The sequence below is a fragment of the Sulfitobacter aestuariivivens genome, from assembly GCF_014763045.1.
GTDB classification, from domain to species: Bacteria; Pseudomonadota; Alphaproteobacteria; order Rhodobacterales; family Rhodobacteraceae; genus Sulfitobacter; species Sulfitobacter aestuariivivens.
Genome location: NZ_JACTAG010000002.1, coordinates 317,826 through 342,337 on the forward strand (window position 1 = coordinate 317,826; position 24,512 = coordinate 342,337).

23 protein-coding genes are annotated in these 24,512 nt (G+C 59.7%); 18 read left to right on the top strand and 5 right to left on the bottom strand.

Annotation, left to right across the window (positions count from 1 at the left end):
• Positions 1–81 precede the first annotated feature (81 nt).
• Positions 82–1,641: an ABC transporter substrate-binding protein gene (locus H9Q16_RS11350; RefSeq protein ID WP_191075544.1), complete on the top strand. Its 1,560-nt coding sequence runs from the start codon at positions 82–84 to the stop codon at positions 1,639–1,641.
• Between the two features lie 171 nt (positions 1,642–1,812).
• On the opposite strand, the gene H9Q16_RS11355 is transcribed toward H9Q16_RS11350, so the two are convergent.
• Complete coding sequence (locus tag H9Q16_RS11355; protein ID WP_191075545.1) at positions 1,813–2,529, bottom strand: winged helix-turn-helix transcriptional regulator; 717 nt, start codon at positions 2,527–2,529, stop codon at positions 1,813–1,815.
• 150 nt (positions 2,530–2,679) lie between these two features.
• Here H9Q16_RS11355 and H9Q16_RS11360 point away from each other — a divergent pair, with 150 nt between their 5' ends.
• The 6 genes from H9Q16_RS11360 to H9Q16_RS11385 all read left to right on the top strand — a co-directional run bounded on the left by H9Q16_RS11360 (position 2,680) and on the right by H9Q16_RS11385 (position 8,840).
• A complete protein-coding gene (locus tag H9Q16_RS11360; protein WP_191075546.1) occupies positions 2,680–2,934 on the top strand; it encodes a hypothetical protein in 255 nt (84 codons plus the stop codon).
• A gap of 360 nt (positions 2,935–3,294) precedes the next feature.
• Positions 3,295–4,275 carry an ABC transporter permease gene (locus H9Q16_RS11365; protein WP_191075547.1) on the top strand — a complete coding sequence of 327 codons (981 nt, stop codon included), beginning with the start codon at positions 3,295–3,297 and terminating at the stop codon, positions 4,273–4,275.
• Positions 4,275–5,237 (top strand): ABC transporter permease, encoded by a 963-nt coding sequence (locus tag H9Q16_RS11370; protein WP_191075548.1) that lies wholly within the window; start codon positions 4,275–4,277, stop codon positions 5,235–5,237. Before H9Q16_RS11365 ends, H9Q16_RS11370 begins: the two co-directional genes overlap by 1 nt.
• Before the next feature lie 191 nt (positions 5,238–5,428).
• Positions 5,429–6,409, top strand: a complete 981-nt coding sequence (locus H9Q16_RS11375; protein WP_191075549.1) for an ABC transporter ATP-binding protein — start codon at positions 5,429–5,431, stop codon at positions 6,407–6,409.
• Positions 6,409–7,371: an oligopeptide/dipeptide ABC transporter ATP-binding protein gene (locus H9Q16_RS11380; RefSeq protein ID WP_191075550.1), complete on the top strand. Its 963-nt coding sequence runs from the start codon at positions 6,409–6,411 to the stop codon at positions 7,369–7,371. The genes H9Q16_RS11375 and H9Q16_RS11380 overlap by 1 nt, the downstream gene beginning before the upstream one ends.
• Before the next feature lie 212 nt (positions 7,372–7,583).
• The gene (locus H9Q16_RS11385) at positions 7,584–8,840 is read left to right on the top strand and encodes a glycerate kinase type-2 family protein (RefSeq protein WP_191075551.1); all 1,257 of its coding nucleotides are present in this window, start codon (positions 7,584–7,586) and stop codon (positions 8,838–8,840) included.
• A 24-nt stretch (positions 8,841–8,864) separates the two neighbouring features.
• Here the strand turns inward: H9Q16_RS11385 and leuD are convergent, their stop codons facing one another.
• Entirely contained in the window at positions 8,865–9,458 is a 594-nt protein-coding gene (gene leuD, locus H9Q16_RS11390) for a 3-isopropylmalate dehydratase small subunit (RefSeq protein WP_191075552.1), read from the bottom strand.
• Positions 9,458–10,855 (bottom strand): 3-isopropylmalate dehydratase large subunit, encoded by a 1,398-nt coding sequence (leuC, locus tag H9Q16_RS11395; RefSeq protein WP_191075553.1) that lies wholly within the window; start codon positions 10,853–10,855, stop codon positions 9,458–9,460. The genes leuD and leuC overlap by 1 nt, the downstream gene beginning before the upstream one ends.
• Positions 10,856–10,917: 62 nt before the next feature.
• Here leuC and H9Q16_RS11400 point away from each other — a divergent pair, with 62 nt between their 5' ends.
• Genes H9Q16_RS11400 through H9Q16_RS11430 form a run of 7 tightly spaced genes read left to right on the top strand, consistent with a single transcriptional unit; the run spans position 10,918 to position 18,830 of the window.
• Positions 10,918–11,475, top strand: a complete 558-nt coding sequence (locus H9Q16_RS11400) for a tautomerase family protein (RefSeq protein WP_191075554.1) — start codon at positions 10,918–10,920, stop codon at positions 11,473–11,475.
• Positions 11,472–13,166: a hydantoinase B/oxoprolinase family protein gene (locus tag H9Q16_RS11405; protein WP_191075555.1), complete on the top strand. Its 1,695-nt coding sequence runs from the start codon at positions 11,472–11,474 to the stop codon at positions 13,164–13,166. Before H9Q16_RS11400 ends, H9Q16_RS11405 begins: the two co-directional genes overlap by 4 nt.
• A complete protein-coding gene (locus H9Q16_RS11410) occupies positions 13,163–15,214 on the top strand; it encodes a hydantoinase/oxoprolinase family protein (protein WP_246455713.1) in 2,052 nt (683 codons plus the stop codon). The genes H9Q16_RS11405 and H9Q16_RS11410 overlap by 4 nt, the downstream gene beginning before the upstream one ends.
• Positions 15,211–15,825, top strand: coding sequence for a cysteine hydrolase family protein (locus tag H9Q16_RS11415; RefSeq protein WP_191075557.1), 615 nt, complete (start codon positions 15,211–15,213; stop codon positions 15,823–15,825). The genes H9Q16_RS11410 and H9Q16_RS11415 overlap by 4 nt, the downstream gene beginning before the upstream one ends.
• Complete coding sequence (locus tag H9Q16_RS11420; RefSeq protein ID WP_191075558.1) at positions 15,822–16,688, top strand: isocitrate lyase/PEP mutase family protein; 867 nt, start codon at positions 15,822–15,824, stop codon at positions 16,686–16,688. Before H9Q16_RS11415 ends, H9Q16_RS11420 begins: the two co-directional genes overlap by 4 nt.
• A complete protein-coding gene (locus H9Q16_RS11425; RefSeq protein WP_191075559.1) occupies positions 16,681–18,057 on the top strand; it encodes an FAD-dependent oxidoreductase in 1,377 nt (458 codons plus the stop codon). The genes H9Q16_RS11420 and H9Q16_RS11425 overlap by 8 nt, the downstream gene beginning before the upstream one ends.
• The gene (locus H9Q16_RS11430; protein WP_191075560.1) at positions 18,054–18,830 is read left to right on the top strand and encodes an aspartate/glutamate racemase family protein; all 777 of its coding nucleotides are present in this window, start codon (positions 18,054–18,056) and stop codon (positions 18,828–18,830) included. The genes H9Q16_RS11425 and H9Q16_RS11430 overlap by 4 nt, the downstream gene beginning before the upstream one ends.
• Before the next feature lie 8 nt (positions 18,831–18,838).
• On the opposite strand, the gene H9Q16_RS11435 is transcribed toward H9Q16_RS11430, so the two are convergent.
• Complete coding sequence (locus tag H9Q16_RS11435; protein WP_191075561.1) at positions 18,839–19,816, bottom strand: 3-hydroxybutyryl-CoA dehydrogenase; 978 nt, start codon at positions 19,814–19,816, stop codon at positions 18,839–18,841.
• A complete protein-coding gene (locus tag H9Q16_RS11440; protein WP_191075562.1) occupies positions 19,813–20,895 on the bottom strand; it encodes an NAD/NADP-dependent octopine/nopaline dehydrogenase family protein in 1,083 nt (360 codons plus the stop codon). The genes H9Q16_RS11435 and H9Q16_RS11440 overlap by 4 nt, the downstream gene beginning before the upstream one ends.
• A gap of 176 nt (positions 20,896–21,071) precedes the next feature.
• Here H9Q16_RS11440 and dctP point away from each other — a divergent pair, with 176 nt between their 5' ends.
• The 4 genes from dctP to H9Q16_RS11460 all read left to right on the top strand — a co-directional run bounded on the left by dctP (position 21,072) and on the right by H9Q16_RS11460 (position 24,510).
• Positions 21,072–22,082, top strand: coding sequence for a TRAP transporter substrate-binding protein DctP (gene dctP, locus H9Q16_RS11445; protein WP_191075563.1), 1,011 nt, complete (start codon positions 21,072–21,074; stop codon positions 22,080–22,082).
• A gap of 68 nt (positions 22,083–22,150) precedes the next feature.
• Positions 22,151–22,648, top strand: coding sequence for a TRAP transporter small permease subunit (locus H9Q16_RS11450; protein WP_191075564.1), 498 nt, complete (start codon positions 22,151–22,153; stop codon positions 22,646–22,648).
• Positions 22,645–23,148 carry a GFA family protein gene (locus H9Q16_RS11455; protein WP_191075565.1) on the top strand — a complete coding sequence of 168 codons (504 nt, stop codon included), beginning with the start codon at positions 22,645–22,647 and terminating at the stop codon, positions 23,146–23,148. The genes H9Q16_RS11450 and H9Q16_RS11455 overlap by 4 nt, the downstream gene beginning before the upstream one ends.
• A 24-nt stretch (positions 23,149–23,172) precedes the next feature.
• Positions 23,173–24,510: a TRAP transporter large permease gene (locus tag H9Q16_RS11460; RefSeq protein ID WP_191075566.1), complete on the top strand. Its 1,338-nt coding sequence runs from the start codon at positions 23,173–23,175 to the stop codon at positions 24,508–24,510.
• Positions 24,511–24,512 lie beyond the last annotated feature (2 nt).

The window sequence follows — 24,512 nt, forward strand, 5'->3', positions numbered from 1 at the left end:
CAACATCGAACTTCCGATTGCACATCTTATCCAACGCGCTAGCCTTGCGGCATATCGAAACAACGCCCAAGGACCCTGCCCATGTTACGACTGACCACCGCACTCGTGCTGTCGCTTGCCCTGCCCGCTGCTGCGGCCGATTTCAAATGGGCCGAGACGACCGACCCCCAGACAATGGACCCCCACGCGGTCAACTCCGCCCCCGTTCTGGGCTTTCTCAACAACGTCTACGAAGGCCTCGTGCGCCGCGGCAAGGATATGGCTATCGAACCCGCCCTTGCCACATCATGGGAACCCATCGGCGACGGCGCAGGCTGGCGGTTCACCTTGCGGCAAGGTGTAAAGTTTCATGATAACAGTGACTTCACCGCCCAAGACGTGCTCTTTTCCTATCAACGCGCCTCGGACGAAGGCTCAGACACGCGCAGCTGGTTTGCCCCGGTCAGCGAGGTCAAGGTGATCGATGACTTTACCGTCGATATCATGACCACCGCGCCGAACCCGATCTTTCCCGACAGCATTGCCAACTGGATGATCATGGACAGCGGCTGGGCCGATGCCAACGGCACCACCCGGCCCGACAAGGAAAACGGCAATTACGCCACGCTGAACACCAACGGCACCGGCGCCTTCAGGGTCACCGCCCGCGAACCCGGTCTGCGCACCGTGCTGGAACCGTTTGAGGGGTGGTGGGACACCGCCGAACACAACATCACCCGGGCTGAGCTGACCCCCATCCAGAACCCGGCCACAGCCGTGGCGGCACTGCTGTCGGGTGACGTGGACTTTATCAATCCAGTGCCGATCCAGGACACTGAAAGACTTAAACAAAGTCCGGACGTGCAAGTCATCCAGGGCATCGAGGCACGGGTGATCATGATGGGTTTCCCACATGAGGCCGACGCGCTGAAATACTCTGCCGAAACCACTGACAAGAACCCCTTTGCCGACGTCAAGGTGCGCCAGGCCGTGGCCCATGCGATCAACGTGCCGGCGATCCTGCAAACCATCATGCGCGGCAACGCAGCAGAGGTCAGCCAGCTTGTCAGCCCCGCCATGCGCGGCTATTCCGACGCGCTCGCCGCCCGCCCCGCCTTCGACATCGAAAAGTCCAAGGCCCTGCTGGCCGAAGCGGGATACCCCGGCGGCTTCTCCTTTGGCCTCAAGTGCCCGAACGACCGGTATCTCAACGACGAAGCGGTCTGTCAGGCGATCACTGGCATGCTCGCACAGGTCGGCATCAAGGCAACGCTGGACGCGATGCCGGTCCAGAACTACTGGCCGGAATTGCGCGCGGACAACTTTGACATGTACCTGCTGGGCTGGTCCCCCGGTACATTCGACGCCGAACACCCGATCCGCTTTCTTGCCTCCACGCCCAACGAAGAAAAGAAGCTGGGCAGCTGGAACTTCGGCGGCTATTCGAACGCCCGCGTCGATGAACTCTTGCCGATGATCCAGTCCGAGATCGACGATGCCAAGCGTCAGGCGATGCTGGACGAGGTCACGCAGATCCTGCAGGACGAGGTGGCCTATGTGCCAATGTATGTTCAGCCGCTGGTCTGGGGCGCACAGGCAAACGTGACGCTGACCCAACGCCCGGACAACTTCTTTATCCTGCGATGGGTGACGGTGAACTGAGGCTGCAAAAAAGCACGTAAATTCAACAGGCCAGCGCGAGCCACGCTGGCCCTTTTCCTTAGTTTCCGCGGCCGTGCCGTGTCCGGTGCTTAATCAAGTCCCGCTTTGGCGGATGGCCGGTTTGAGCCCTATGCAGCCGATCGAAATCAGGTTGATACCTGTTAATTGAGGCTACTCGGCCGCTGTCATTTGTAAAGTGCCTTCGACAGATGCCAAGGCCGCTTGCGGCATCCAACGCTCAATGGTCCGCTCCAGCACTTTGTCTCCGGACAGAAACATACGTCCTTCGGCTACTTCCCGCGAAATACACGTTCGTCCATAGAAAACGGCCCCAAAGGATAGCTTTGTCGTTTCAATGTACAAATCCACTTCAAAGGAAGGCACGTCGACACATGCCTCCACAACGCCGTTCTGGGGTTCGTAGACCAGCCAATAGACAGGGAACGGCCCCTCTTCGTCGGTGAAATTAATACGCACGACCAACCGCCGACGAGGAAGCTCTTCGACGACGATCATCTGTCGCAGATACCACATAAGTTGGGACAAGTCATAACAGCCTACAGCCAGTTCTGCGTCGATATGTTTCTGCGTCCATTCAGCCAAAGCATCCAATATCGGGATAAGAGCTTTGGCCTTTTCCGTAGGCAAATAGTCAACGGTTCCTCTTGCTTTGTCTTCGATCCGCTCGATAAGGCCCACCGCCTCCATCTCGGATAGGCGCTTGGACAAAATAGCCGGAGAGATATTGCCAAGCACCCTCTTTAGATCGCTGAACTTAGTGTAGCCGTTATAACCCATCTCGGTCAAAATCGGGATTGTCCAACGTGGTGTCAGAATTTCGCAGGCTTTTGAAATCGGGCAAATCAAGCCATAGGACTTGGCGGGCATAGTAACGGTCCTCCCTGTCCGTCAGGTTACATCCTAGAAGGTATTTCGTTCCAGTACAGAAAGTGTACTGACGAATGGAATGCCCAGAACTAGCTGCTGGCAGCAAGGTTGGGCCATGCTTTCTCCGAGAAGAACGGAGGAGGAAGACAAATGACCGACTATCCGATGTCAACGTCACCCACAGACGGCTACTTTTTCAAAGTAGGCAAGCTGTGGCGAGCTTTCCAAGCCAATCGCAAAAAGAGCGCCGAACGCCAGAAACTAGGCGAGCCGCTGCGCAATCTCAATTCAAACCAACTGCGCGACATCGGCTTCGTCAGAGACGAAATCTTGGATAATGTCAATTCTGGTAACACCTCGTGCCCGTCAATAGGCCGTGGCAACACAATCGATATGACCTTTTGATGCGATCCAACCCACATTCAAAATCAGGAACGACAAGAGGTCCGCAGTTCCTACTGTAGTTTGCATCTAAGGTCGGTTTTGTCCGCATAGCACCAGTTCGTGCACAGCGCAGCGAACGGTGATTTTTCCCGATCCGGCACCGAAGAAATACCGACGTTATACCGACGCGATACCGATCCGAAAAATCCAACGTCTGCAGGGCGTTAATAATCCAATCCTGCACAAACCCGTATCCCTGCGGAAAAACCGTCCGCGCGTTGCATATTCCGTGCGCGCAACAGGTCAGTTTTTTGGCCCTCTGCAGGCCTCAGGCTTCACCTTGGCCTTGACCCCAACCGCGTGACGCTATCCACTGCGCCCATGCTCGCCTACGTCATACGCCGCGTCGCGCAATCTGCGCTTGTTCTGCTCATCGTGGGGCTGGTCGCGTTTTCGATGTTTCGGTTTGTGGGCGATCCCATCGACAACATGCTGGGGCAGGAACGCACGCAGGCTGATATCGAACGGCTGCGCACGCAACTGGGTCTCGATCAGCCATTCCCCGTCCAGTACGTCAAGTTCCTTGGGGGCGCGATACAAGGCAACTTTGGCGTGAGTTATCGCCAGGGGCGACCTGTGTCCGACATCTTGATGGAGCGTGCGCCTGCAACGCTGGAACTGGCCGCCGTGTCCGGTTTTCTGGCCATCAGTATCGGCATCGCACTGGGTGTGTTCACCGCGATCCGGCGAAACGGGTTCACCGCCAACGCGATCATGTCACTCTCGCTCATTGGCGTCTCGCTCCCGACTTTCCTCATTGGGATTCTGCTCATTTACCTGTTCTCGGTTGAACTGGGCTGGCTGCCCAGTTTCGGAAGGGGGGATACCGTCCGAATTGGTGGCTGGACCACCGGGTTCCTGACGGAATCCGGGCTTAAGGCATTGATATTGCCGTCCATTACGCTGGGGCTATATCAGATGACGCTGATCATGCGGCTGGTACGTTCCGAGATGCTGGAGGTCCTCAGGCAGGACTATATCCGCTTTGCCCGGGCCCGTGGTCTGCGCGAGCGCGCGGTGAATTTTCGCCATGCGCTCAAGAACACGCTGGTACCGGTGATCACGGTGACGGGCCTGCAGCTTGGCTCTATCATCGCGTTTGCGATCATCACTGAAACGGTGTTCCAATGGCCCGGCGTGGGGCTTTTGTTCATCAATGCGATTCAGTTCGTGGATATCCCCGTCATGGCCGCTTACCTGATGCTGATTTCGGTCATGTTTGTCGGCATCAACCTGATCGTGGACCTGCTTTATTTCTCCATCGATCCGCGCCTGCGCGCGGACAGAACGGCGGCCCACTGATGACCGACATGCCGCAAAGCCCCGATACCCCCATCGCCGTCAAGGACCCCTCGCGCCTCAAGCTCGCGCTGGACAGCGACTTTATCTACACCTTCAAACGTTCGCCTGTGGCCGTAGTCAGCTTTGTGGTGGTGGTGATCATGGTCTTGGCCGCGATCTTTGCGCCGCTCATTGCGCCTTACAATCCTTTCGACCCGGGGTCGCTGAACCTGATGAACGGTTTTTCAAAACCGATGGAACCCAACCAGTTCACCGGAGACATTTTCTGGCTGGGCACTGACGATCAGGGGCGCGATGTCTTTTCCACCATCCTTTACGGCATGCGGATTTCCCTCTTCGTCGGCGCGGCAGCGGTGTTGTTCGCGATGGTGCTGGGCATCACTTTGGGCCTGATTGCGGGCTATGTGGGCGGCTGGACAGAAACCATCATCATGCGCACCGCCGATGTACAACTGACGTTTCCGGCGATCCTAGTGGCGATGCTGATCTTTGGCGTGGCCAAGGGGATTACGCCGGTGGAATACCGCGATCAAATGGCGATCTGGGTGCTAATCATCGCCATCGGCCTCTCCGATTGGGTCCAGTTCGCCCGTGTGGTGCGCGGGGCAACTTTGGTCGAGAAGAACAAGGAATACGTCCAGGCCGCGCGCCTGATCGGTCGCACCAGCCCCGCCATCATGCTGCGGCACATCCTGCCCAACGTGCTCTCGCCCGTGCTGGTCATCGCGACCATCTCGTTGGCGCTGGCGATCATTGCCGAGGCAACTTTGTCTTTCCTCGGCGTCGGAGCGCCCCCCACGCAGCCCTCCCTCGGCACGCTGATCCGCATCGGCCAGGGGTTCCTCTTTTCCGGTGAATGGTGGATCCTGCTCTTCCCCGCCGTGACGCTGCTGACGCTGGCGCTGAGTGTGAACCTGCTCGGTGATTGGCTCCGCGACGCGCTGAACCCGAGGTTGCGGTAGATGGCGCCGCATTTCCACACTGGCACCCGGCGCGACAGCGCCAGGCCCGACCTCCCCCCCGGGAGGGCATTCTGCGCCACAGATGTGACCTTCGACCGCGCCGGATCAGATCCAGTTAATCCATTCACCAGCATATGGGCCCGCCCGAGGTCGGGCTTGCCGCTGCCACGCAACTCTGATGCCCCAACCATATGACCACCCCCATCCTCTCCATCCGCAATCTCACTGTCGAGATACCCACCCGCCACGGCATCCTGCGCCCGGTGGACAACGTCTCCTATGATATCGGCAAGGGTGAAATCCTGGGTGTTGTGGGCGAATCCGGGGCGGGCAAATCCATGGCGGGTAATGCCGTCATTGGGCTTCTCTCTCCGCCCGCGCACATTGCGCATGGCGAGATCCATGTGAACGGACAGCGCGTTGACCACTTGCACGGCGACCCAATGCGCCGCCTCAGGGGCAAGGAAATCGGCATGGTCTTTCAGGACCCTCTCACTTCTCTGAACCCCCTCCTGCGCATCGGGGACCAGCTGACCGAGACGATCCTGGCGCACCTCGACGTAAGCCGCGCTCAAGCCGAAGAAAGGGCGATCCAGGCCCTTGATGAGGTCGGCATCCCGGGCGCGCGGGAGCGGATCAACTCTTACCCGCATGAATTTTCGGGCGGCATGAGGCAGCGCGTTGTGATCGCGCTGGCCCTTTGTGCAGAGCCGAGCCTGATCATCGCGGATGAACCGACCACGGCACTTGATGTCTCGGTTCAGGCCCAGATCATTGCACTGCTCAAAGACCTTTGCCGCGAGCGCGGCACCGCCGTGATGCTGATCACGCACGATATGGGTGTGATCGCGGAAGCAGCCGACCGGGTGGCGGTGATGTACGCGGGCAAACTGGTGGAGCTTGGCCCCGTGCGCGATGTGCTGACCACGCCGCGTCACCCCTATACGGACGGGCTCATGGGCTCTACCCCGCTGGCGTCGCGCGGCAAGGACCGGTTGCACCAGATCCCCGGCGCCATGCCGCGTCTGGATGCCTTGCCGACGGGCTGCGCGTTTCATCCGCGCTGTCCATTCGTGCAGGAAAAATGCCGCCATGACCCGGCCCCGGTACTGACCGACGGTACCGGCGCTGCCTGTTGGTACCCCTTGGACAAAAAGGCCGAGGTCGCTTAGTGGCACTTGTTTCGATCAAGAACCTGACACGTATCTTTGACGTGTCGAAACCGTGGCTTAACCGCGTTGTTGAGCGGCGCGAAAAGGCGTATCTCACTGCCGTTTCGGATGTCTCTTTCGACATCAAGGAAAAATCGGTCTACGCGCTGGTAGGGGAATCCGGTTCGGGCAAGTCGACCATCGGCAAAATGCTGGTTGGGTTGCTGCGCCCCTCAGAGGGGTCTGTGGAAATTCGCGGCGTCGATCTGGCGCGAGAGCAGGATGCCGCGCGCGTGGATGCTGTACGTGCGGATATCCAGATGATCTTTCAGGACCCCTTTGCTTCACTCAATCCGCGCTGGCGGGTCCGTGATATCATCGCTGAGCCCGTCGCCGCGCGCGGCGGCGATACAAAGGGGCTGTCCGAAAAGCTGCTTGAGCAGGTTGGGCTTTCGGCCCGGGATGCAGGCAAGTTCCCGCATGAGTTTTCGGGCGGACAGCGCCAGCGAATCTGCATCGCCCGTGCACTGGCATCCGAGCCCAAATTGATCGTCTGCGATGAACCGACAAGCGCGCTGGATGTTTCCGTGCAGGCCCAGGTGTTGAACCTGATGAGCGACCTGCAGGATGATCTGGGCCTGACCTATCTTTTTATCAGTCATGACCTGACTGTTGTGCAGCATATTTCGGACCGTGTGGGCGTGCTTTATCTTGGTCGCTTGGTGGAAGAGGCAACGCCGGATGATCTCTTTGACAATCCAAAACACCCCTACACCCAGATGCTGCTGGCCGCCGCACCGCAATTGGGGAGCTTTGGCCGCGACGTGCCGCCGCCGAAGGGAGAAATCCCTGACCCGATCAACCCGCCGTCGGGATGCGCCTACCACCCGCGCTGCCCGTTGGCGCAAGACATCTGCAAGGCCGAACGACCGCTGATGCGGGACCTGCGCGGCGCAAAGGTGGCCTGTCATATGGCGGAATAAGGCCCCTGTTTGCAAGCGGGTTGGCCAGTGCAACAGCGCGCGAATGTGTGCAATTGACCTGCTGCGCTTATTTGGCGGTGCCGTTTTGGCCAAAGGCCTGCCAGCCGGACGTACCAACCGCTCTGCACCTCTGGGCACGCTCAACCAGACACCATTCTGTTTTCGAAGAGAATGAGACATAAGGTGCTGCACGCGCTTAACTGAGGCCAGGAATGATCCACGACCCCAATCACTTTCTCTCCCGGCTGTTTCATGCGGCGGTCGCCGCGGCGGACCCGCTGCAGGCCCTGACTGGCCAGCTGCCTGCCCCCCCCAAAGGGCGGACGGTGGTGATCGGTGCGGGCAAGGGTGCAGCGCAACTGGCGCAGGCTTTCGAAATGCTGTGGCAGGGCGACTACGAAGGCGTCGTTGTCACGCGCTATGGTTATGGCGCACCCTGCAAGAAAATTAGGGTGTTGGAGGCTGCGCATCCTGTACCTGATGCAGCAGGCATTCAGGCAGCGCTGGCGCTCAAGGATGCCGTCACTGGGTTGGGACCCGACGATCTGGTGATCGCGCTTGTCTGCGGCGGTGGGTCGTCCCTGCTGCCCGCCCCGCCCAAGGGGCTTGATCTGGCAGACTTGCAGGCGCTCAACGTGGCCCTGCTGGCGTCGGGTGCGCCGATCAGCGTGATGAACGACATCCGCAAGGTTTTCAGCACCATCAATGGCGGCAGGTTGGCCGAACTTGCGGCACCGGCATCCGTCATCTCACTGATCGTTTCGGATGTGCCGGGGGATGCACCGGGCGAGGTTGCGTCGGGCCCTACCGTACCGGGGCGACCATCGAATGCGCATGTGCTGGAATTGGTGAAGACACGTGGCATCACGCTACCAGCGCGCTGCATTTCATACTTGCAGGACAAGGCGCACGCAGAAGTGCCGCGCGGCCCGCGAAACACCCAAGCACATATCATCGCCTCGGCCGCCCTGTCGCTTGAAGCGGCGGCAAAAGCGGCCCGCGCCGAAGGGGTCAACGCCTGGGTCCTGTCTGACCGGATCGAGGGCGAGGCCCGTGATGTGGCATTGGTCCACGCCGCATTGGCACGCCATTCCGCACACTCTGGCGTTCCCTTTCGCAAGCCTCTTGTGCTGCTTTCCGGTGGCGAGACCACCGTGACCCTACGCCGGAAGGGACGTGGCGGGCGCAACAGTGAATTCGCGCTAGCACTGGCCCTCGCCATGGAAGGTCAGCGCGGCTTTCACGCTTTGGCGGCTGATACCGACGGGATCGACGGGTCAGAAGACAATGCGGGCGCCTTTGTGGATGGGAACACTGTGGCGAGGCTACGGCGTGCCGGCGCGGACGCGCAAAGCTTGCTGGAGCGCAACGACGCCTATGCGGCTTTTGAAGCAATCGAGGGGCTTTTCGTCACCGGGCCGACAGGGACCAACGTGAACGATTTTCGGGCAATTCTGCTGACGGACTGACATTTGCGACGGTGGTTACATCGCTCAGTTTTGTGGCCAGGCCCAATTCTGCTTCGACCTTTGCGCACGATATTGGGCGATTTGGTCGGCATGCTGCAAGGTCAGGTCGATGTCATCCCAGCCGTTGATCAACTTGGTGGCCCAGCTATCGTCCAACTCAAACGATACGGTCGCGATGTCTGAGTTGATGGTGCGTTTCTCCAGATCGACCACAAAGGTACCGGCCATGGCGTCGGTCAACCTTGCAATACCCTCGCGGGACATGCGCGCCGGGCACACCCCGTTGTTCACCGCATTGCTTGAAAAAATATCCCCAAAGCTGGGCGCTATAACGACCTGAAAACCTGCATCCACCAGCGCATAGACCGCCGCCTCGCGGGATGATCCGCTGCCAAAGTTGCCGCCCGCAATCAGAATGCTGGCGCCTGCATTCTGATTGATCGGAAAGTCCGGGGACAAGACGCCGTCGTCGTTCCTGCGCACATCATAAAGCAGGTAGTCTCCATAGCCATCACTTCGGGGCCGCGACATGAAACGTGCCGGAATCAGCTGATCCGTATCGACATTTTCCAGCGGCAGATGCACCGCTTGCCCGGTGTGGCGTGTCCAGCCCGGCACTATGTCTCTCCCATTGTGCGCACGTCCGTAATCTCGCCCTTAACAGCGGCGGCTGCCACCATGGCAGGCGACATAAGATGCGTGCGCGACCCCAAGCCCTGACGGCCCCGGAAATTGCGATTTGTGGACGACGCGCACCGCTTTCCGGGTTCAACCAGATCACCGTTCATGCCGACGCACATCGAACAACCCGAGGCGACCCACTCTAGGCCCGCCAGAATAAAGATCGCGTCCAGCCCCTCAGCTTCTGCCTGTGCTTTGATCAGCGCAGAACCCGGCGACACCAGGCCCGGTACCCGCGCCTTGCGCCCTTTCAGGATGGCCGCCGCTGCACGCAAATCTTCAAGTCGTCCATTCGTGCATGATCCGATAAAAACCTGATCCACGGGCGTGCCTGCCACAGGTGCGCCGGGGCGCAGACCCATGTAGTCATATGCGGCTTCGGCAGCAGCGCGCTTGTCCTTTGGCAGTGCTGCGATGTCCGGCAGATCGGCGTCAATCGGCACCGCCTGTTCCGGGCTGGTACCCCATGTGACCGTCGGTGCGATAGCGCTTGCGTTAATGCGCACTTCACTCGCGAAAGGCGCGTTCGCGTCCGTCCGCAGTGTCGCCCAATAGGCCACTGCAGCATCCCAATCGTCCCCTTTGGGTGCAAATGCGCGCCCTTTTACATATTGATATGTCTTTGCATCCGGCGCGATCATGCCAAAGCGCGCACCCCCTTCGATCGAGAGGTTGCACAGCGTCATCCGCCCCGCCATGTCCAGCGCATCAACCGCAGCTCCGGCGTATTCCACCGCATGGCCGCGTGCACCATCAGCACCCAGTTCGGCAATCCAGCCCAGCGCCATATCCTTGGCTGTCACGCCAAACCCCAAATCTCCCTCAAACGTGATCCGCATGGCGGGTGGCTTTCTTTGCCACAATGTCTGGGTGGCAAGCACATGAGCGACCTCTGTCGCGCCAATACCAAAGGCCAGCGCACCAAAGGCCCCATGGGTCGATGTGTGGCTGTCCCCACAGTTGATCATCAGACCGGGCAGGGTCAGCCCCTGCTCGGGGCCGACAACATGCACAATCCCCTGACGGGGGTCGCGCAGACCAAAAAGCGTGAGCCCATGCGCCTGTGCATTCTTTTCAAGTGTCGCGATCATGCGCGCAATATCGGGGTCTTTGATATCGGCGCGCCCCCGCGTCGGCACATAATGATCCGCGACCCCAAAGGTCAGCGCGGGTTCCGCCACATCGGCACCCCGGGCAGCAAGTTTGGCGAATGCGTGGTGCGATCCTTCGTGGACCAGATGCCTGTCGACCCACATCAGCGACGTCCCATCGTCACGACGGAAAATCTCGTGGTCGGCCCAGAGCTTGTCCAGCAGAGTGCTTGGCTTTTCCATGAAAATGCACATAAATGGCGGGGCGGGGAAAGGCAACATTCTCAAAGGGCAAAGGGGGGCTTATGCCGGTTGTCGAAGTTCATCTGATAGAAGGCTACGACGACGCCGAAAAACAGCGCCTCGGCACGGCGCTGACGGATGCAGTACGCAGCGTCGTCCCGGCCGGGCCGGAAGCGATTACCGTGTTGCTCCATGATCTGCCCGCATCGGATTACTATCGTGGCGGCACGCGGCGGACGCCCGCGCCGGCCCTGCCCGACCCTGCCGATCTCGTGCGCGCGTATCTTGCGGCTATGGAAGCGCGGGACCTGAAAAAAGCGCAGGCTATGCTTGGTGATGGGTTCACCATGAGCTTTCCGGGCACAGCGCCCATGAGAACCTTGCAAGAGCTCATGGACTGGGCCGCCCCGCGCTACAGGTTTGTAAAGAAGACATACGAGATCTTTGATGTGTCTCAAGGGGCAGATGCCGCCATTGTTCATTGCCATGGGATGCTGAACGGCGAATGGCCGGATGGCACACTTTTTGAAGGGATCAGGTTCATCGACAGGTTCGAATTGAAGGGTGGTAGGATCACCAAACAGGATGTGTGGAACGACATGGGAGAGGTCCGCCCATGAGCGAAATTGACCCCATCACGCTGGCCGTTCTTGCGGGCCGGATGGAACAGATCGCAGATGAGATGGACGCAACATTGTTCCGCGCGGCCTTTAACCCGATCATCGCCGAGGCACATGATGCCTCACATGGGCTTTACCACGCCACGACGGGCGATACGCTTGTGCAGGGCAAGTCGGGCCTGCCGATTTTTGTGGGCGTGATGTCCTTTGCCGTCAAAGCCGTGATCGAAAAGGCTGCAGCCGACGGAGACCTGAAAGACGGCGATATCTACATCTTCAACGACGCCCACATCGGCGGCACGCACCTGAGCGATATGCGCCTCGTGCGCCCGTATTTCCGCGATGGCGCGCTGTTTTGCTATCTGGCGAGCGTCGGCCACTGGCATGATGTGGGAGGTGCCGTCCCCGGCAACTATAATCCTGCGGCGACAGATGTCTTTCAGGAAGCCTTTAACCTGCCCCCCGTCAAGCTGGCGCGCGCGGGTGAGACGCAGCAAGACATCATCGACATCCTGTTACGCAACACACGCCTGCCCCAGTCGGCGATGGGCGATCTGAACGGTCAGTTGGGCGCGCTGGATCTTGGCGTCAAACGTATGGATGAACTGTTGGATGAATACGGCGGGGACACTGTCGAGGCGGCTTTGGCCGCGCTTACAGACCGCGCCGAAGCTCTCATGCGCTCTGAACTCAGCGGCCTACCCGATGGCCGCTGGGAGGCGACGGATTATCTCGATAACGATGGTATCGTTGATGAACCCCTGCCCTTGAAAGTTGCGCTGGAAATCAAGGGCGACGAAATGGTGCTGGATTTCGAAGGCTCCGCGCCGCAATGCGCGGGCCCCGTGAACATCGCGCTGCCCACCACTGTTGCCACGGCCTACGTCGCCATCAAACACATCTTCCCGGCCCTGCCCGCCAACGCGGGCGTCATGCGGCCCATAGACGTGAAAGTGCCAGAAGGATCGATGCTGGCCGCGCAGTTCCCCGCGCCTACGGGCGGATATACCGAAACAATCCTGCGCATGATCGACGTCATCTTCAGCGCTGCGGCCCAGGCCGCGCCTGAACGGATCGTCGCCAATGCCTATGGCACAATCAACGCGCTTTCGATCGCTGGAAAACGCAGAAATGGGCAGCCTTGGGTGATGTTCAGCTTTTACGGTGGCGGTCATGGCGGGTCCTCGGAATGCGACGGGCTGAACCACGGCAATGCGCCCATTTCCACGGCCACGATACCCCCTATGGAGATCCTTGAAAGCGTGTATCCGGTGATGTTTCGAAGGTGGGCACTGCGCCCGGACAGCGCAGGCGATGGCATGCACCGGGGCGGTATGGGCGCTGTCTATGAGATCGAAGTGCTTGAGGAAAACGGGGCCGAAGCTTTCCTTTTTGGCGAACGCGGACGCTTTGCGCCGAAAGGTGTGGCAGGTGGTGCCGATGCGGCGCTGAACGTGTTTTCCTACGCCACCGACAGCGGCTTTGCCCATCCGCCTCTGGCCTCAAAAATGCGCGGGATCGTCCTGCGACAGGGCCAATCGGTCATTCTGGAGACACCCGGTGGGGGCGGCTATGGCCCCGCCGAAAACCGCGACCCAGACGCTATTGCCCGCGACGTGGCGCGCGGGCTGGTTTCTGCGGATCACGCGGATGAGGCATACGGCACCGCATGGCGGGAGGCCCGCACATGAAAATGGTCGGCGTCGACGTGGGCGGTACCTTTACGGATGTCTTTGTGCTGGACGAAGCTGACGGGACCGCAGCCGTTGCCAAGGTGCCAACGACCCGCCCAGATCAATCAGGCGGGTTTCTGGACGGGATAGGCCAGCAAGTCAGCGATCTGAGTGAGATCGCAGTTGTGGTGCACGGGACAACGGCGGGCACCAATGCGCTGCTTGAACGCAAGGGAGCCAGGACCGGCGTGATCACCACACAAGGCTTGCGCGACGTGCTGGAAATGCGGCGCCGTGATCGCCCCCGCACGTGGGGGCTACGGGGTGATTTTGAACCTGTTGTTGACCGGCGGCACCGGCTGGAGGTGCCCGAACGCACGTTGGCTGACGGCACAATCCGTACGCAGGTTGATCTCGATGCCGTGCGCGCGGCGGCCCGGGAACTGCAAGCCGCAGGCTGCGCTGCTGTCTCGATCCTTTTTGCCAATGCCTATGCCAATCCGGAAAACGAGGCCCTGGCGACCCAAGCCGTCCGCGCCATCTGGCCCAACGAACATGTTTCATGCTCGTCCGAGATCCTGCCGGAAATCCGCGAATTCGAACGCTTTTCGACCACCGCGCTGAACGCCTATCTGCAACCCGAAGTCTCGGGTTATCTGGATCGGTTGGAAACTGCTCTCAAGAAAGGCGGGTTCACCGGCGAGTTCATGATTGTGCAATCCAATGGTGGTGTGATGGGCGTGGAAACCGCGTGCCGTACCCCAGTCCGTACGGCCCTTAGCGGCCCCGCTGCTGGCGTCATTGCAGCAGGGTATATCGCCACGACCGCGGGATTTCCCGACGTGATCACCGGCGACATGGGCGGTACGTCTTTCGACGTCTCGTTGATTGCAGGCGGGCAGTCGATGCTGAGCCCGCAAACCTCCATTGACTTTGGCATGGTGGTCCGCACACCCATGATCGAGATCACGACCATCGGTGCCGGCGGCGGTTCCATCGCCTGGGTTGACAGGGGGGGGCTGCTGAACATCGGCCCGGAAAGTGCGGGATCCAACCCCGGGCCGGTGGCCTACGGGCTGGGCAATGATCGCCCCACTGTCACTGACGCCAACGTGGTGCTGGGACGGATTGACCCGGACAACCCAATCGGCGGCAAACTGGAGCAGTTGGATGTCGAGGCAGCCCGCAGAGCCATCGATGCCCACGTCGGCCAACCCTTGGATCTTGATACAGAACAAGCCGCAGAAGCGGTCCTGCGCGTCGCCAACTCGCGCATGGCAGGGGCCATCCGGCTGGTCAGCATTGAACGCGGTTTTGACCCCAAGCGTTTCGCTTTCATGCCTTTCGGCGGCGGCGGCGCCCTGCACGCTGGCGCTATGCTGGCCGAGGTCGGGATTGCCCGCGCCATCGTGCCGCGCTATCCCGGCGTGACGTCGGCGATGGGCTGTGTGATCGCGGACATGCGTGCCGATTTCGTGCAGACAATCAATGCCTTGGTGGACGGCCTCGACACCGGCGTTCTGACCGCGTTCATGCAAGTCCACGTCGACGATGGCATGGCAACGCTTGAGGCCGCGAACACGACCTTCGAGGCGCGGGTGGCAAGCTTTGAGCTTGATATGGCCTATATCGGCCAGACCCATACGGTGGCCGTTCCGTTGGAAGTCACTGTGGCCAATGGTGCGGTTACGCCCCCTACCAAAGCCGAAATCGAAGCCGCTTTCGACAAGGCTTATGCCGCCACTTTTGGCAGACTTTTGAAAAACGGCACCCGGCGCATTCTGAACCTGCGCTCTGCCGTCACCGGCACGCGGCCCAAGTTTGACCTCAGGACGCTTGCGCCGACCGAAACGCAGGCCGCCAACCCCAAAGCCACACGCAAAGTTCACTTTGGCGATACATGGCACGATACAGCAATCTACGACCGGCTTGCCCTGCCCATTGGTACTGAAATCAATGGTCCGGCGATCCTCGAACAACCTGATACAACTGTGTTGATTGAACCGGGCCTGACCGGTCGGGTGGACGACTATGGAAACACGGTCATTACAAAGGACAGCGCATGAGCGATCCGCACACATGGGACTGGTCCAGGACCGGGCTGCTGACAATTGATTTGCAAAACGACTTTATCCACCCTGACGGGGCCTATGGCCGCGCGGATCAGGGCGCGCCAGCCATAGCCGCCTTGCCCGATCGCGTGGCCCCCTTGGTCAAGGCCTTGCGCGCCCGGGGCGGCACCTATTTTTCGGCCCAGTTCACGCTGGTACCCGGCCCCGATGACGAACCCCTCATCGCGCCCCACCTCAAGAAGTTGCGCCCCTTCCTGACCAAAGGTGACTTTGCGCCGGGCTCCTTTGGGCATACCCTTGTGGATGCCCTGCACCCAGCGGACTATGTGATCGAGAAAGTCGCCTATTCGGCCTTTTACCAGACCCGGCTGGAATACATCATGCGCGCATTGGACGTGGAAAACCTGATTGTCGGCGGCATCGTGACCAATGGCGGCGTGGCCTCGACCCTGCGTGATGCGCATCTGCGCAACATTGAAACGCTTATGCTCACCGATGGCTGTGCTGCCTTCCGCCAGGACGTGCATGACGCCACGATCCTGTCACTTGGCACGGTCACACACCAGATGACCTGCGCGGAAACCTTGGAGATGCTGACGGCATGACTCTTAAATCCCGGATCACATCCAGCAAGATCCTTACCGCGCCCGGGGTCTATGACGGCCTGACAGCTGCAATTGCGGCAGATGCAGGGTTTGAGGCGCTCTACCTTTCGGGTGCAGCCGTTGCCTACACCCGACTTGGTCGTCCCGACATCGGGCTGACCACTGCCTCGGAAATGGCCGACACGATGGCGCTGATTGCCGACAGGGTGGACCTGCCGGTGATCATTGATGCCGATACTGGCTTTGGCAATGCATTGAACGCGCAACGCACCATGCGTGCCTACGAACGCGCAGGCGCGGCGGCGCTGCAGGTGGAAGACCAGAGCTATCCGAAGCGCTGCGGCCACCTGAAGGACAAGACCCTGATCCCTGCAACCGAAATGGCAGGCAAGATCAAGGCAATGGCTGACGCGCGGCGCTCTGAGGATACGCTGATTGTGGCACGCACCGATGCAATTGCCGTGGAGGGTTTTGAGGCCGCCTGCGACCGGGCAGAGATCTATCTGGACGCAGGCGCCGACGTGCTTTTTGTGGAAGCGCCCCGCACCCGCGACGAACTGCAGGCGATCTGCGCGCGCTTTGCTGCGCGCATCCCGCTGCTGGCGAATATGGTCGAAGGCGGCGACACCCCGATGCAAGACGCGGATGACCTGGAAAAGCTGGGCTTTTCCATCGCCATCTTCCCCGGAGGCATTGTTCGTGCCTTGGCCCGAACCGCGCAGGACTACTACGCAAGCCTGCACGCCAATGGCTCAAACCAACCGTTCATGGACCGGATGCATGACTTTGCGGGCCTTAACGAGGTGATCGGGACATCGGATATGTTGGCCAAAGGCAAGAAGTACGAGAGCCCCGATGGCTGACATTGCCCTACCCCCGTCGCGTTTTGATATTGAAACGCAGACGCTGATCATCGGGTCAGGCGCATGTGGGATGGTGGCGGCGTTAGCGGCGCAAGAGGCCGGTCAACAGGTACTGGTGATCGAGGCGGATCCGGTGCCTTCAGGGTCTACCGCACTTTCAGCGGGGTTGATCCCAGCCGCCGGGACCAAGTTGCAACACGACGCTGGCATCGTGGATGACCCGCGGCAGTTTGCGCGCGATATTCAGGCCAAAGCAAAAAACGAAAACGACCCCATCTTGGTAGATGCGCTGGCCAAAGGCGCGGCGCTGGCCATCGACTGGCTTACAGACGAACTGGGCCTGCCCTTCTCCGTTGTCACGGACTTCGACTATCCGGGGCACACCCACCGTCGCATGCACGGTTTGCCCACACGCTCAGGCGCGGAATTGATCGATGCGCTGCGCAGTGCATGCGAGGCGCGCGGCATCGACGTGGTTTGCGGATTGCGGGCTGAGACCGTCTTTGCTGACAGCCGCACCATCGCAGGGGTGCGGGCAGCCAGACCCGATGGGCAAAGCGAAACCATTGGCTGCAGGAAACTGATCCTCGCTTGCAATGGCTTTGGCGGCAACAGGCAGATGGTGGTCGAATATATGCCAGATATCGAAAATGCTGTCTGGTTCGGTCACGGCGGCAACCGGGGCGAAGCGGTGATCTGGGGCACGGCCCTGGGGGCCGAAACCCGCGCACTAGGCGCCTATCAAGGACATGGCAATGTGGCGCATCCGCATGGCATCCTGATTACTTGGGCCACGATGACGCTGGGCGGTGTGCAGGTGAACAACAAGGGCCAGCGCTTCTGGGACGAAAGTCAGGGCTATTCGGAAGCCGCGCGTGCCGTGCTGGCCCAACCGGGCGCCGAGGCATTCGCCATCTTTGATGACCGTATCGCCGATGTCGCGCGCCAGTTTGAAGATTTCAAGCAGGCCGAAGCGGTTGGTGCTGTCCAGTTCGCTGAAACGCCCGAAGCTTTGGCCAGGACCATGGGCTTGCCCTCTGTTGCACTTAAAGAGACCCTTGATGGATTGCCCTGTGACGGAACGGATGAGTTCGGGCGCAGGTTTGGCCCGGAAAGGCTCGCGCCACCCTATTGCGGTGTCCGCGTCACGGGTGCGCTTTTCCATACCCAAGGCGGGCTGAAGACGGATGGCACGGGTCGCGTTCAGCATAAGGATGGCTCGCCCTTCCCGAACCTATTTGCCGGGGGCGGCGCGGCATCTGGGGTTTCTGGAAACGGGGACACCGGATACCTTTCCGGCAACGGTTTGCTGGCCGCCGTGGTGCTGGGCCGCGCTGCGGGGACGGCAGAAGTGGGAGATATGTCATGAAGATCTGGTATCAGTCTTATGTCGATTACGAGAATGGTGCAGGCTATTGGGACCGCCTGCGGCCCCATCTGGCGCAAAGCGCGATGCTGCCAGATACCGAACTCCGTATTCATGGCATAACCCCTTTTGACAGCTATGCGCATCCGCTGGTCGAATTCCGGTGTGCACGAGAGATGATCTGCAACGCGGTGCAAGCCGAACGGGAGGGGTATGACGCCTTCATCGTTGGTCATTTTCAAGACGCGGGACTTTATGAGGCGCGCGCGGCCGTAGACATCCCCGTGATCGCGCTTGGTGAAGCAACAATGCTTCATGCGTGTCAGATGGGTCAAAGGATCGGGATTGTGACGATCAATCCGCGCTTCATCCCTTGGTTTCACCACCAGATCGGCAAGTACGGCCTGCGCGAACGGATCACCGGCGTCGACGCAATGGCATTTGAACCCGGTCAGATTCTGGAAGCCTATGGCGATGACGCGAAGGCAGAGGAGGTGCGCCAGCTATTCGAAGCGCAGGCGGCTCCGCTTATTACGGATGGGACGGATGTACTGATCCCCGGTGGGGGCATTCCGATGCTGCTCTTTGCACAGTTCCACAACCACATCGTCGGTGACGCGCCGGTTCTGAACGGCATTCCTATTGCGGTAAAAATGGCCGAACTGGCAGTCAGCCTGAAGCGACAAACCGGACAAAGCGTCAGCCGGGTGGGCGACTACGTGAAAGCGCCCGAGCACGTCATCGAGGAATTCCTCAGCCACCCAAAGGGGCTTTAGACTGTCAGCTAGCCCTTTTTAGGCATCTTCTTCAGATGCCGTAGCATGGATACGAAAGCGGCCAGGCGCTCTTGCTGGTAAGCAGGAACATCCAGACCTTCGTAGTTCAAAAACCCCTGACCGTCGCGCAACCCGTTGCGTCCATTGGCCATGTTGTCCTTGACGATCTGCGGGGCGGCAAAACGGTCCTGGCCGGTAGCGTGTTCCATGTAGTTGGACGCATGATAAAGAATGTCGCCCCCACCCCAATCGATGAATTCAAGCAGGCCCAGAATCGCAAATCGAAAACCGAAACCGTATTTTGTCGCCTTGTCCATGTCCTCGGCCGTGGCGACACCTTCCTCGACCATGCGCGCGGCCTCATTCATGGCAAGCATCTGAATACGCGGCACGATATAGCCCGGCGACGCGGCGCAGATGACCGGCACCTTGCCGATACCCTCGAGCAGCGTCTTCAGCCGCTCGGTGGTGTCGGGCGCGGTGGCATCCCCCGGTGACAGCTCTACCAGAGGGACAAGGAACGCCGGGTTCAGCCAGTGTGCATTCAGGAACCTTTCAGGGTGCATAACCAGCCCCTGCAGATCATTGCTCAGGATCGTGGAGGTGGTGGAGGCAACGATGGCATCCGTGCGCGCATGCGTCGAAATCAGAGCAAAGGCCTCTTTCTTGGCATCCATCACCTCGGGCACGCCCTCGAATATCACATCCGCCTGTGCCAGCGCGTTGGCGCTTTCATCAAGCCCCACACACGTGACGCGCGCCGCGATTGTGGGCACCTCGTCGCTGTCCATCATCCCAAATCCGGCCATGGAGTGCAGCGTCTGAGCAATCTCTTGCAATGCTGTGTCCTGCAACGCGGCGAACCCATCCGCATCACGGACCTTGGCATCGACCAGAACCACCTCGTGTCCGGCATAGGCAAAAGCGATGGCCATGCCGCGGCCCATGCGCCCCGCGCCGACCGAAACGATGCGTTCACCGCTCACAGCCCCGTCTCCAGCATCTGTTGCATGTCAGTGCGGCTCAGTTGGGCAAGGCCCATGGATGCCAGCGTTCGGCCGGTCTGTTCGAAATCCGTGTCGCAGATGGCAGAGGCGACCGCCAGAAGCCCGCGGGCGGTTGGCGCCGGGACCCCGGCCCAATCCGCTACGCTTACAAGAAACGCCAGTCCACAGGCGACGTCCTCGCGCATATAGCGGTGTTCCGTCAGCACAAGATTTTCACGCCAGTCGCCAGAATCCGTGAGCTTTTCGTGCGCGGCACCACCGTACATCCATTCCTCATTCGGGTCGTAATGATCTGCCAGCGGCCAGTGGGGCGCACCGTACCCCAGTGCCTCGCGGACCATCATCCGTTCGGCGTCCAGTCGGGTTGTAACGCGTCGGATCGCCGGTTGGGTGCCTTCGTTGTGAATGTCCCAGTGATCGAAATGTTCGATCGGGCCTGCGTTCATCAAAATAAGTGGCGGATGAATGATCGGACCTGCATTCATCAGCGCGCCGGACAGTCCGTCACCGCTGTCAATGACGGCGGGATAGGCCTGTTTGATTACCTTCATGGCGTGCCCGGCATTGCGGCGCGGAAAAAAGCCGGACGGCAAGGCCGTGGCCCGGGTTGTGATGGCGACCGTGTCACCACCGTGCAACCGGGTCAGATAGGGCAGTGTTCCGGCCTCGGCAAAAGTCACATCCGCCAGACTTCCCGCATCCCGAGCAATGCGCGCCATCAACACACTGCCAAAGCTTCCGGGCGGCAAATAAACAACCTGTCCGTCGACCAGGTGCGGGGCCAATACGCGAGCGATATCCTCTTGCGCGGTCGCGGGGGTCGGGCAAACGATCAGCTCCGCATCCCGAATAGCGTCACCGATGTCCGTCGTGGCGACCGCGATTTGCTCCTCTCGCGTGCCCGCGAAATCCTTTAATGTCAGTGTGTTGCCTCGTGCGTTAAGATCTGCGATGCCGGCCTTGTTGCGCCGCCACAACCGCACGCGGTGGCCTTGATCCGTCAGATCAAGTGCTGCAGCAGAAGATCCGTTGCCGCCGCCAAGAACTGCTATTTCCATAACCATTCTCCTTTATCACCAAAGATGTTGCCGCGATTTGCAGGCCCAGACCCTGGCATGCCTTGCGCTTTGTCCCGACAAAGGCTTGACTGAATCACCAGTTGATGCATGTTTATTTACATGAATTTGCATCTATTCAAAGACAATAAAAAGAACGAAACCAAAGGGAGAACCACATGAAGATGTTTGACAACCTGTCATTCAAATTGACCGGCGCCGTTGCAGCACTTGCAATGACCGCCTCCAGCGGCTGGGCCGAGGACCGCGTGTCTGCTGTCCATGCCTTCCCCGAATTTCTGGTCTACACCAAGACTTTCCTCGCAATGGTGGATGACATCAACGCGCGTGGCGAAGGTATCGTGCAGATCGAAGTCCGGGGCGGACCCGAAGCCATCGGCATGTTCCAGCAGCCCGCAGCCGTGCGCGACGGCATTGTGGACATGGTCCACACGCCGGGATCCTTCTACGGCGCCAACGTGCCAGAGATCGACGCGATGGTTGCCGCCACCGTCACCCCGCTTGAAGCGCGCGCCAATGGCGGTGCAGAGGCAATGGACGCAGCCCACCAGTCACGTTTCGGCGTCAAGCATCTGGGCTGGATCGATGGTGGCGTAAAATTCCATATCTACACATCCAAAGAACCCGTTTTCGATGACAACGGTGTGCTGGACCTCACCGGTGTAAAACTGCGTGACAACCCGATTTATCATGCATTCTTTGAAGCGCTGAACGCGACCACGGCTTCGATGCCCGCGACCGAAGTTTATGCAGCCCTGGAAAAAGGCGTCGTGGACGCTGCGGCCTGGACAGAGATCGGGCTGATGGATCTCAAGTGGGACGAATTCATGAAATTCGCCATCGAGCCGCCGTTCTACAACACCGACATCGGCGTGATCTTCAACAAGGAAAGCTGGGACGCGCTGACCCCGGAAAGCCGGGAGTTGATCCAGTCTGTCGTGATTGAATGGGAAGAGAAGTCCTATAACGACCGCCAGACCAGTGTGACAGAGGACCGCGCAGAGCTGGAAAAGCGTGGCATGCAGTTTGTGACCATGTCGGATGAAGCCTCTGCCAATTATCTCAAGATGGCCAGCGATGCGGCCTGGGCGCGCATGGAAGGGCGTCTCAAGGAAATGGGCGACGATGGCTCTTCTTACGAGACCATGCGCAAGCTCTATCATCCTTAGGGGATAGCTCCTGAGGCTGGCGCGCTGTCTGGTGCGCCAGCCTTTCCTTTCGCAAAAGGCGGATCTGCGTGCTGAAAATCCTTGATGCCATCTGCAACCTGCTGGCGATCCTTGCGGGGATCTATCTGGTCGCGATCATGTTCGGTATCGTGTTTCAGGCGACCGCGCGGTCTTTCAATTTCTCTGGCTCAAGCCATATCTTCACCTTCTCCGAATACGGACTGCTTTATATCGCGATGGCCGCCTCACCGTGGTTGGTACGTCTGCGCGGACATGTCTTTATCGAAATGCTAACTGCCGCCCTGCCGCGCGACTTCGGGCGGGTCTTTTCGCGCTTTGTGGCTCTTCTCTGCTTCGTGGTCTGTGCGATCCTTGTCTGGTATTCCGCGCAGAACACCATCAAGGCCTACAATTTCGGCGATGCGGACATGCGCTCTCTTGATATGCCCAAATGGCTCTTGCTGATTTCGATGCCGATCTGTTTTGGGCTGATGGCGCTCAACTTCCTGCGCTTTGTTTTCGGATCGGAAACCCTGCACACCGGCGAAGCGGGGGTGCATGAGTGACCGCGTTCAATGGCCACGGTCGTTGCCTGTGTGGCGCGGTGCACTACGAAATAGCGTCGCCACCGGTGCGTACGACGATTTGCTATTGCAGGTTCTGCCAGCGGGCCTCGGGCGGCGCGCAAGTGATCCTGCCGGTGCTTGCACGGGCGGATTTCGCTTTCGTCACTGGCGACCCCGCGACCAGCACCCATGTGTCGGAAGGAAGCGGCAAGGAGCTTAACTTGCGCTTCTGCGGGGACTGCGGCACCAGGGTTGCGATCGAGTTCGAACGTTTTCCAGAAATGATCGGGCTCTATGCAGGCACTCTCGAGGACCCCTCTATTGTGCCGCTTGGCCCAGAATCGGCAAAGCAGATTTTTGTCTCATCCGCCCGTCCCGGCACTGTCTTGTGGGCCGGGCTGCCTACCTATTGGAATCATGCCGCAGCACCTGATGGCACGCCGGAAAAGGCGGTTACGCTGGCGCGGCCGATGCCGGTCGAAGAGGTTCGTTTTGATTGAAATGACACACATGGAAATGCGCTGATGGAATGGTACACCGCGCTCAGTTTCTTGCTGGGCATGATCCTGTTTTTCATGTTTCTGGGCGTGCCCGTGGCGCTTGCATTTATCGCGGCAAACATGATCGGGGCCACGTACTTCATGGGCGGTTCGGGCGATATCTGGCGGCAGATGTCGCGCGGCATAGGGCAATTGACGAACAACGCCCTGCCTACCGTGACCAATTTCAACCTCATGCCGGTGCCGATGTTCCTGCTAATGGGAGAGTTCTTTTTCCATACCGGGCTGGCCAATCGCATGTTCGGAGCCGTTGAAAAACTGATGGGCCGCCTGCCGGGGCGCCTGTCTTTTGTGACCGTGGCAGGCGGTACGGCCTTTGCCACGCTGTCGGGCTCTTCCATGGGTTCTACCGCGCTATTGGGGTCGCTGATGGTGCCCGAGATGGAGAAACGCGGCTACAAGAAACACATGGCCATCGGGCCGATCCTTGGCACAGGTGGACTGGCCATGCTGATCCCGCCTTCGGCACTGGCCGTTCTGCTGGCAACGCTTGCCACGCTGGATGTCGGCGATCTGCTGGTTGCAGGCGTAATGCCGGGCCTGATCCTGGCCTGTATGTATGTGCTTCTAATCCTTGGCATGTGCCTGTGGGATCCCTCTGCCGCCCCTGCCTACGAAGTGGACGGCACCAGCTTTGCTGAAAAGATCAAGCTGCTGGTGCTGGATGTCCTGCCGATGATGTCGATTGTGTTTGGGGTGATCCTGCTGATCATGAACGGTTGGGCAACCCCGTCGGAAAGTGCAGCGTTTGGCTGTCTGGGCGTGCTGGTGCTTGCGGTAATCTATCGAAAGCTGACGTGGCAGGGTTTCGTGAACTCTGTAATTGGCGCCTTGCGCGTCACGACAATGGCGCTGCTGATCATCTTTGGTTCTGCCACATTTTCGGCCTTGCTGGCCTTTTCGGGCGCGTCATCAGGGCTTATCCGCTGGGCCACGCAATTCGAATTCGACCCAGTCATCATGCTGCTGATCATGTTCGCGATCCTTTTGGTGCTGGGCATGTTCATGGACCAGCTTTCGATGATGCTGCTTACTGTGCCGATCTTCTTTCCGCTGGCCGAAAGCCTTGGCTTTGATCTGATCTGGTTCGCCGTAATCATCCTTTTGGCGCTGGAGATCTCCTTTACCACACCACCCTTTGGCTTACTTCTGTTCGTGATGAAGGGTGTCTCACCTCCTGACACCAAGATGAAGGATATCTACGTGGCGGCCCTGCCCTATATGGCGTGTTCGATGTTGCTGGTGGGCCTGTTGATCCTCTTTCCCGGCATCGCGCTATGGCTGCCCAGTCTGGGGCAATAAAC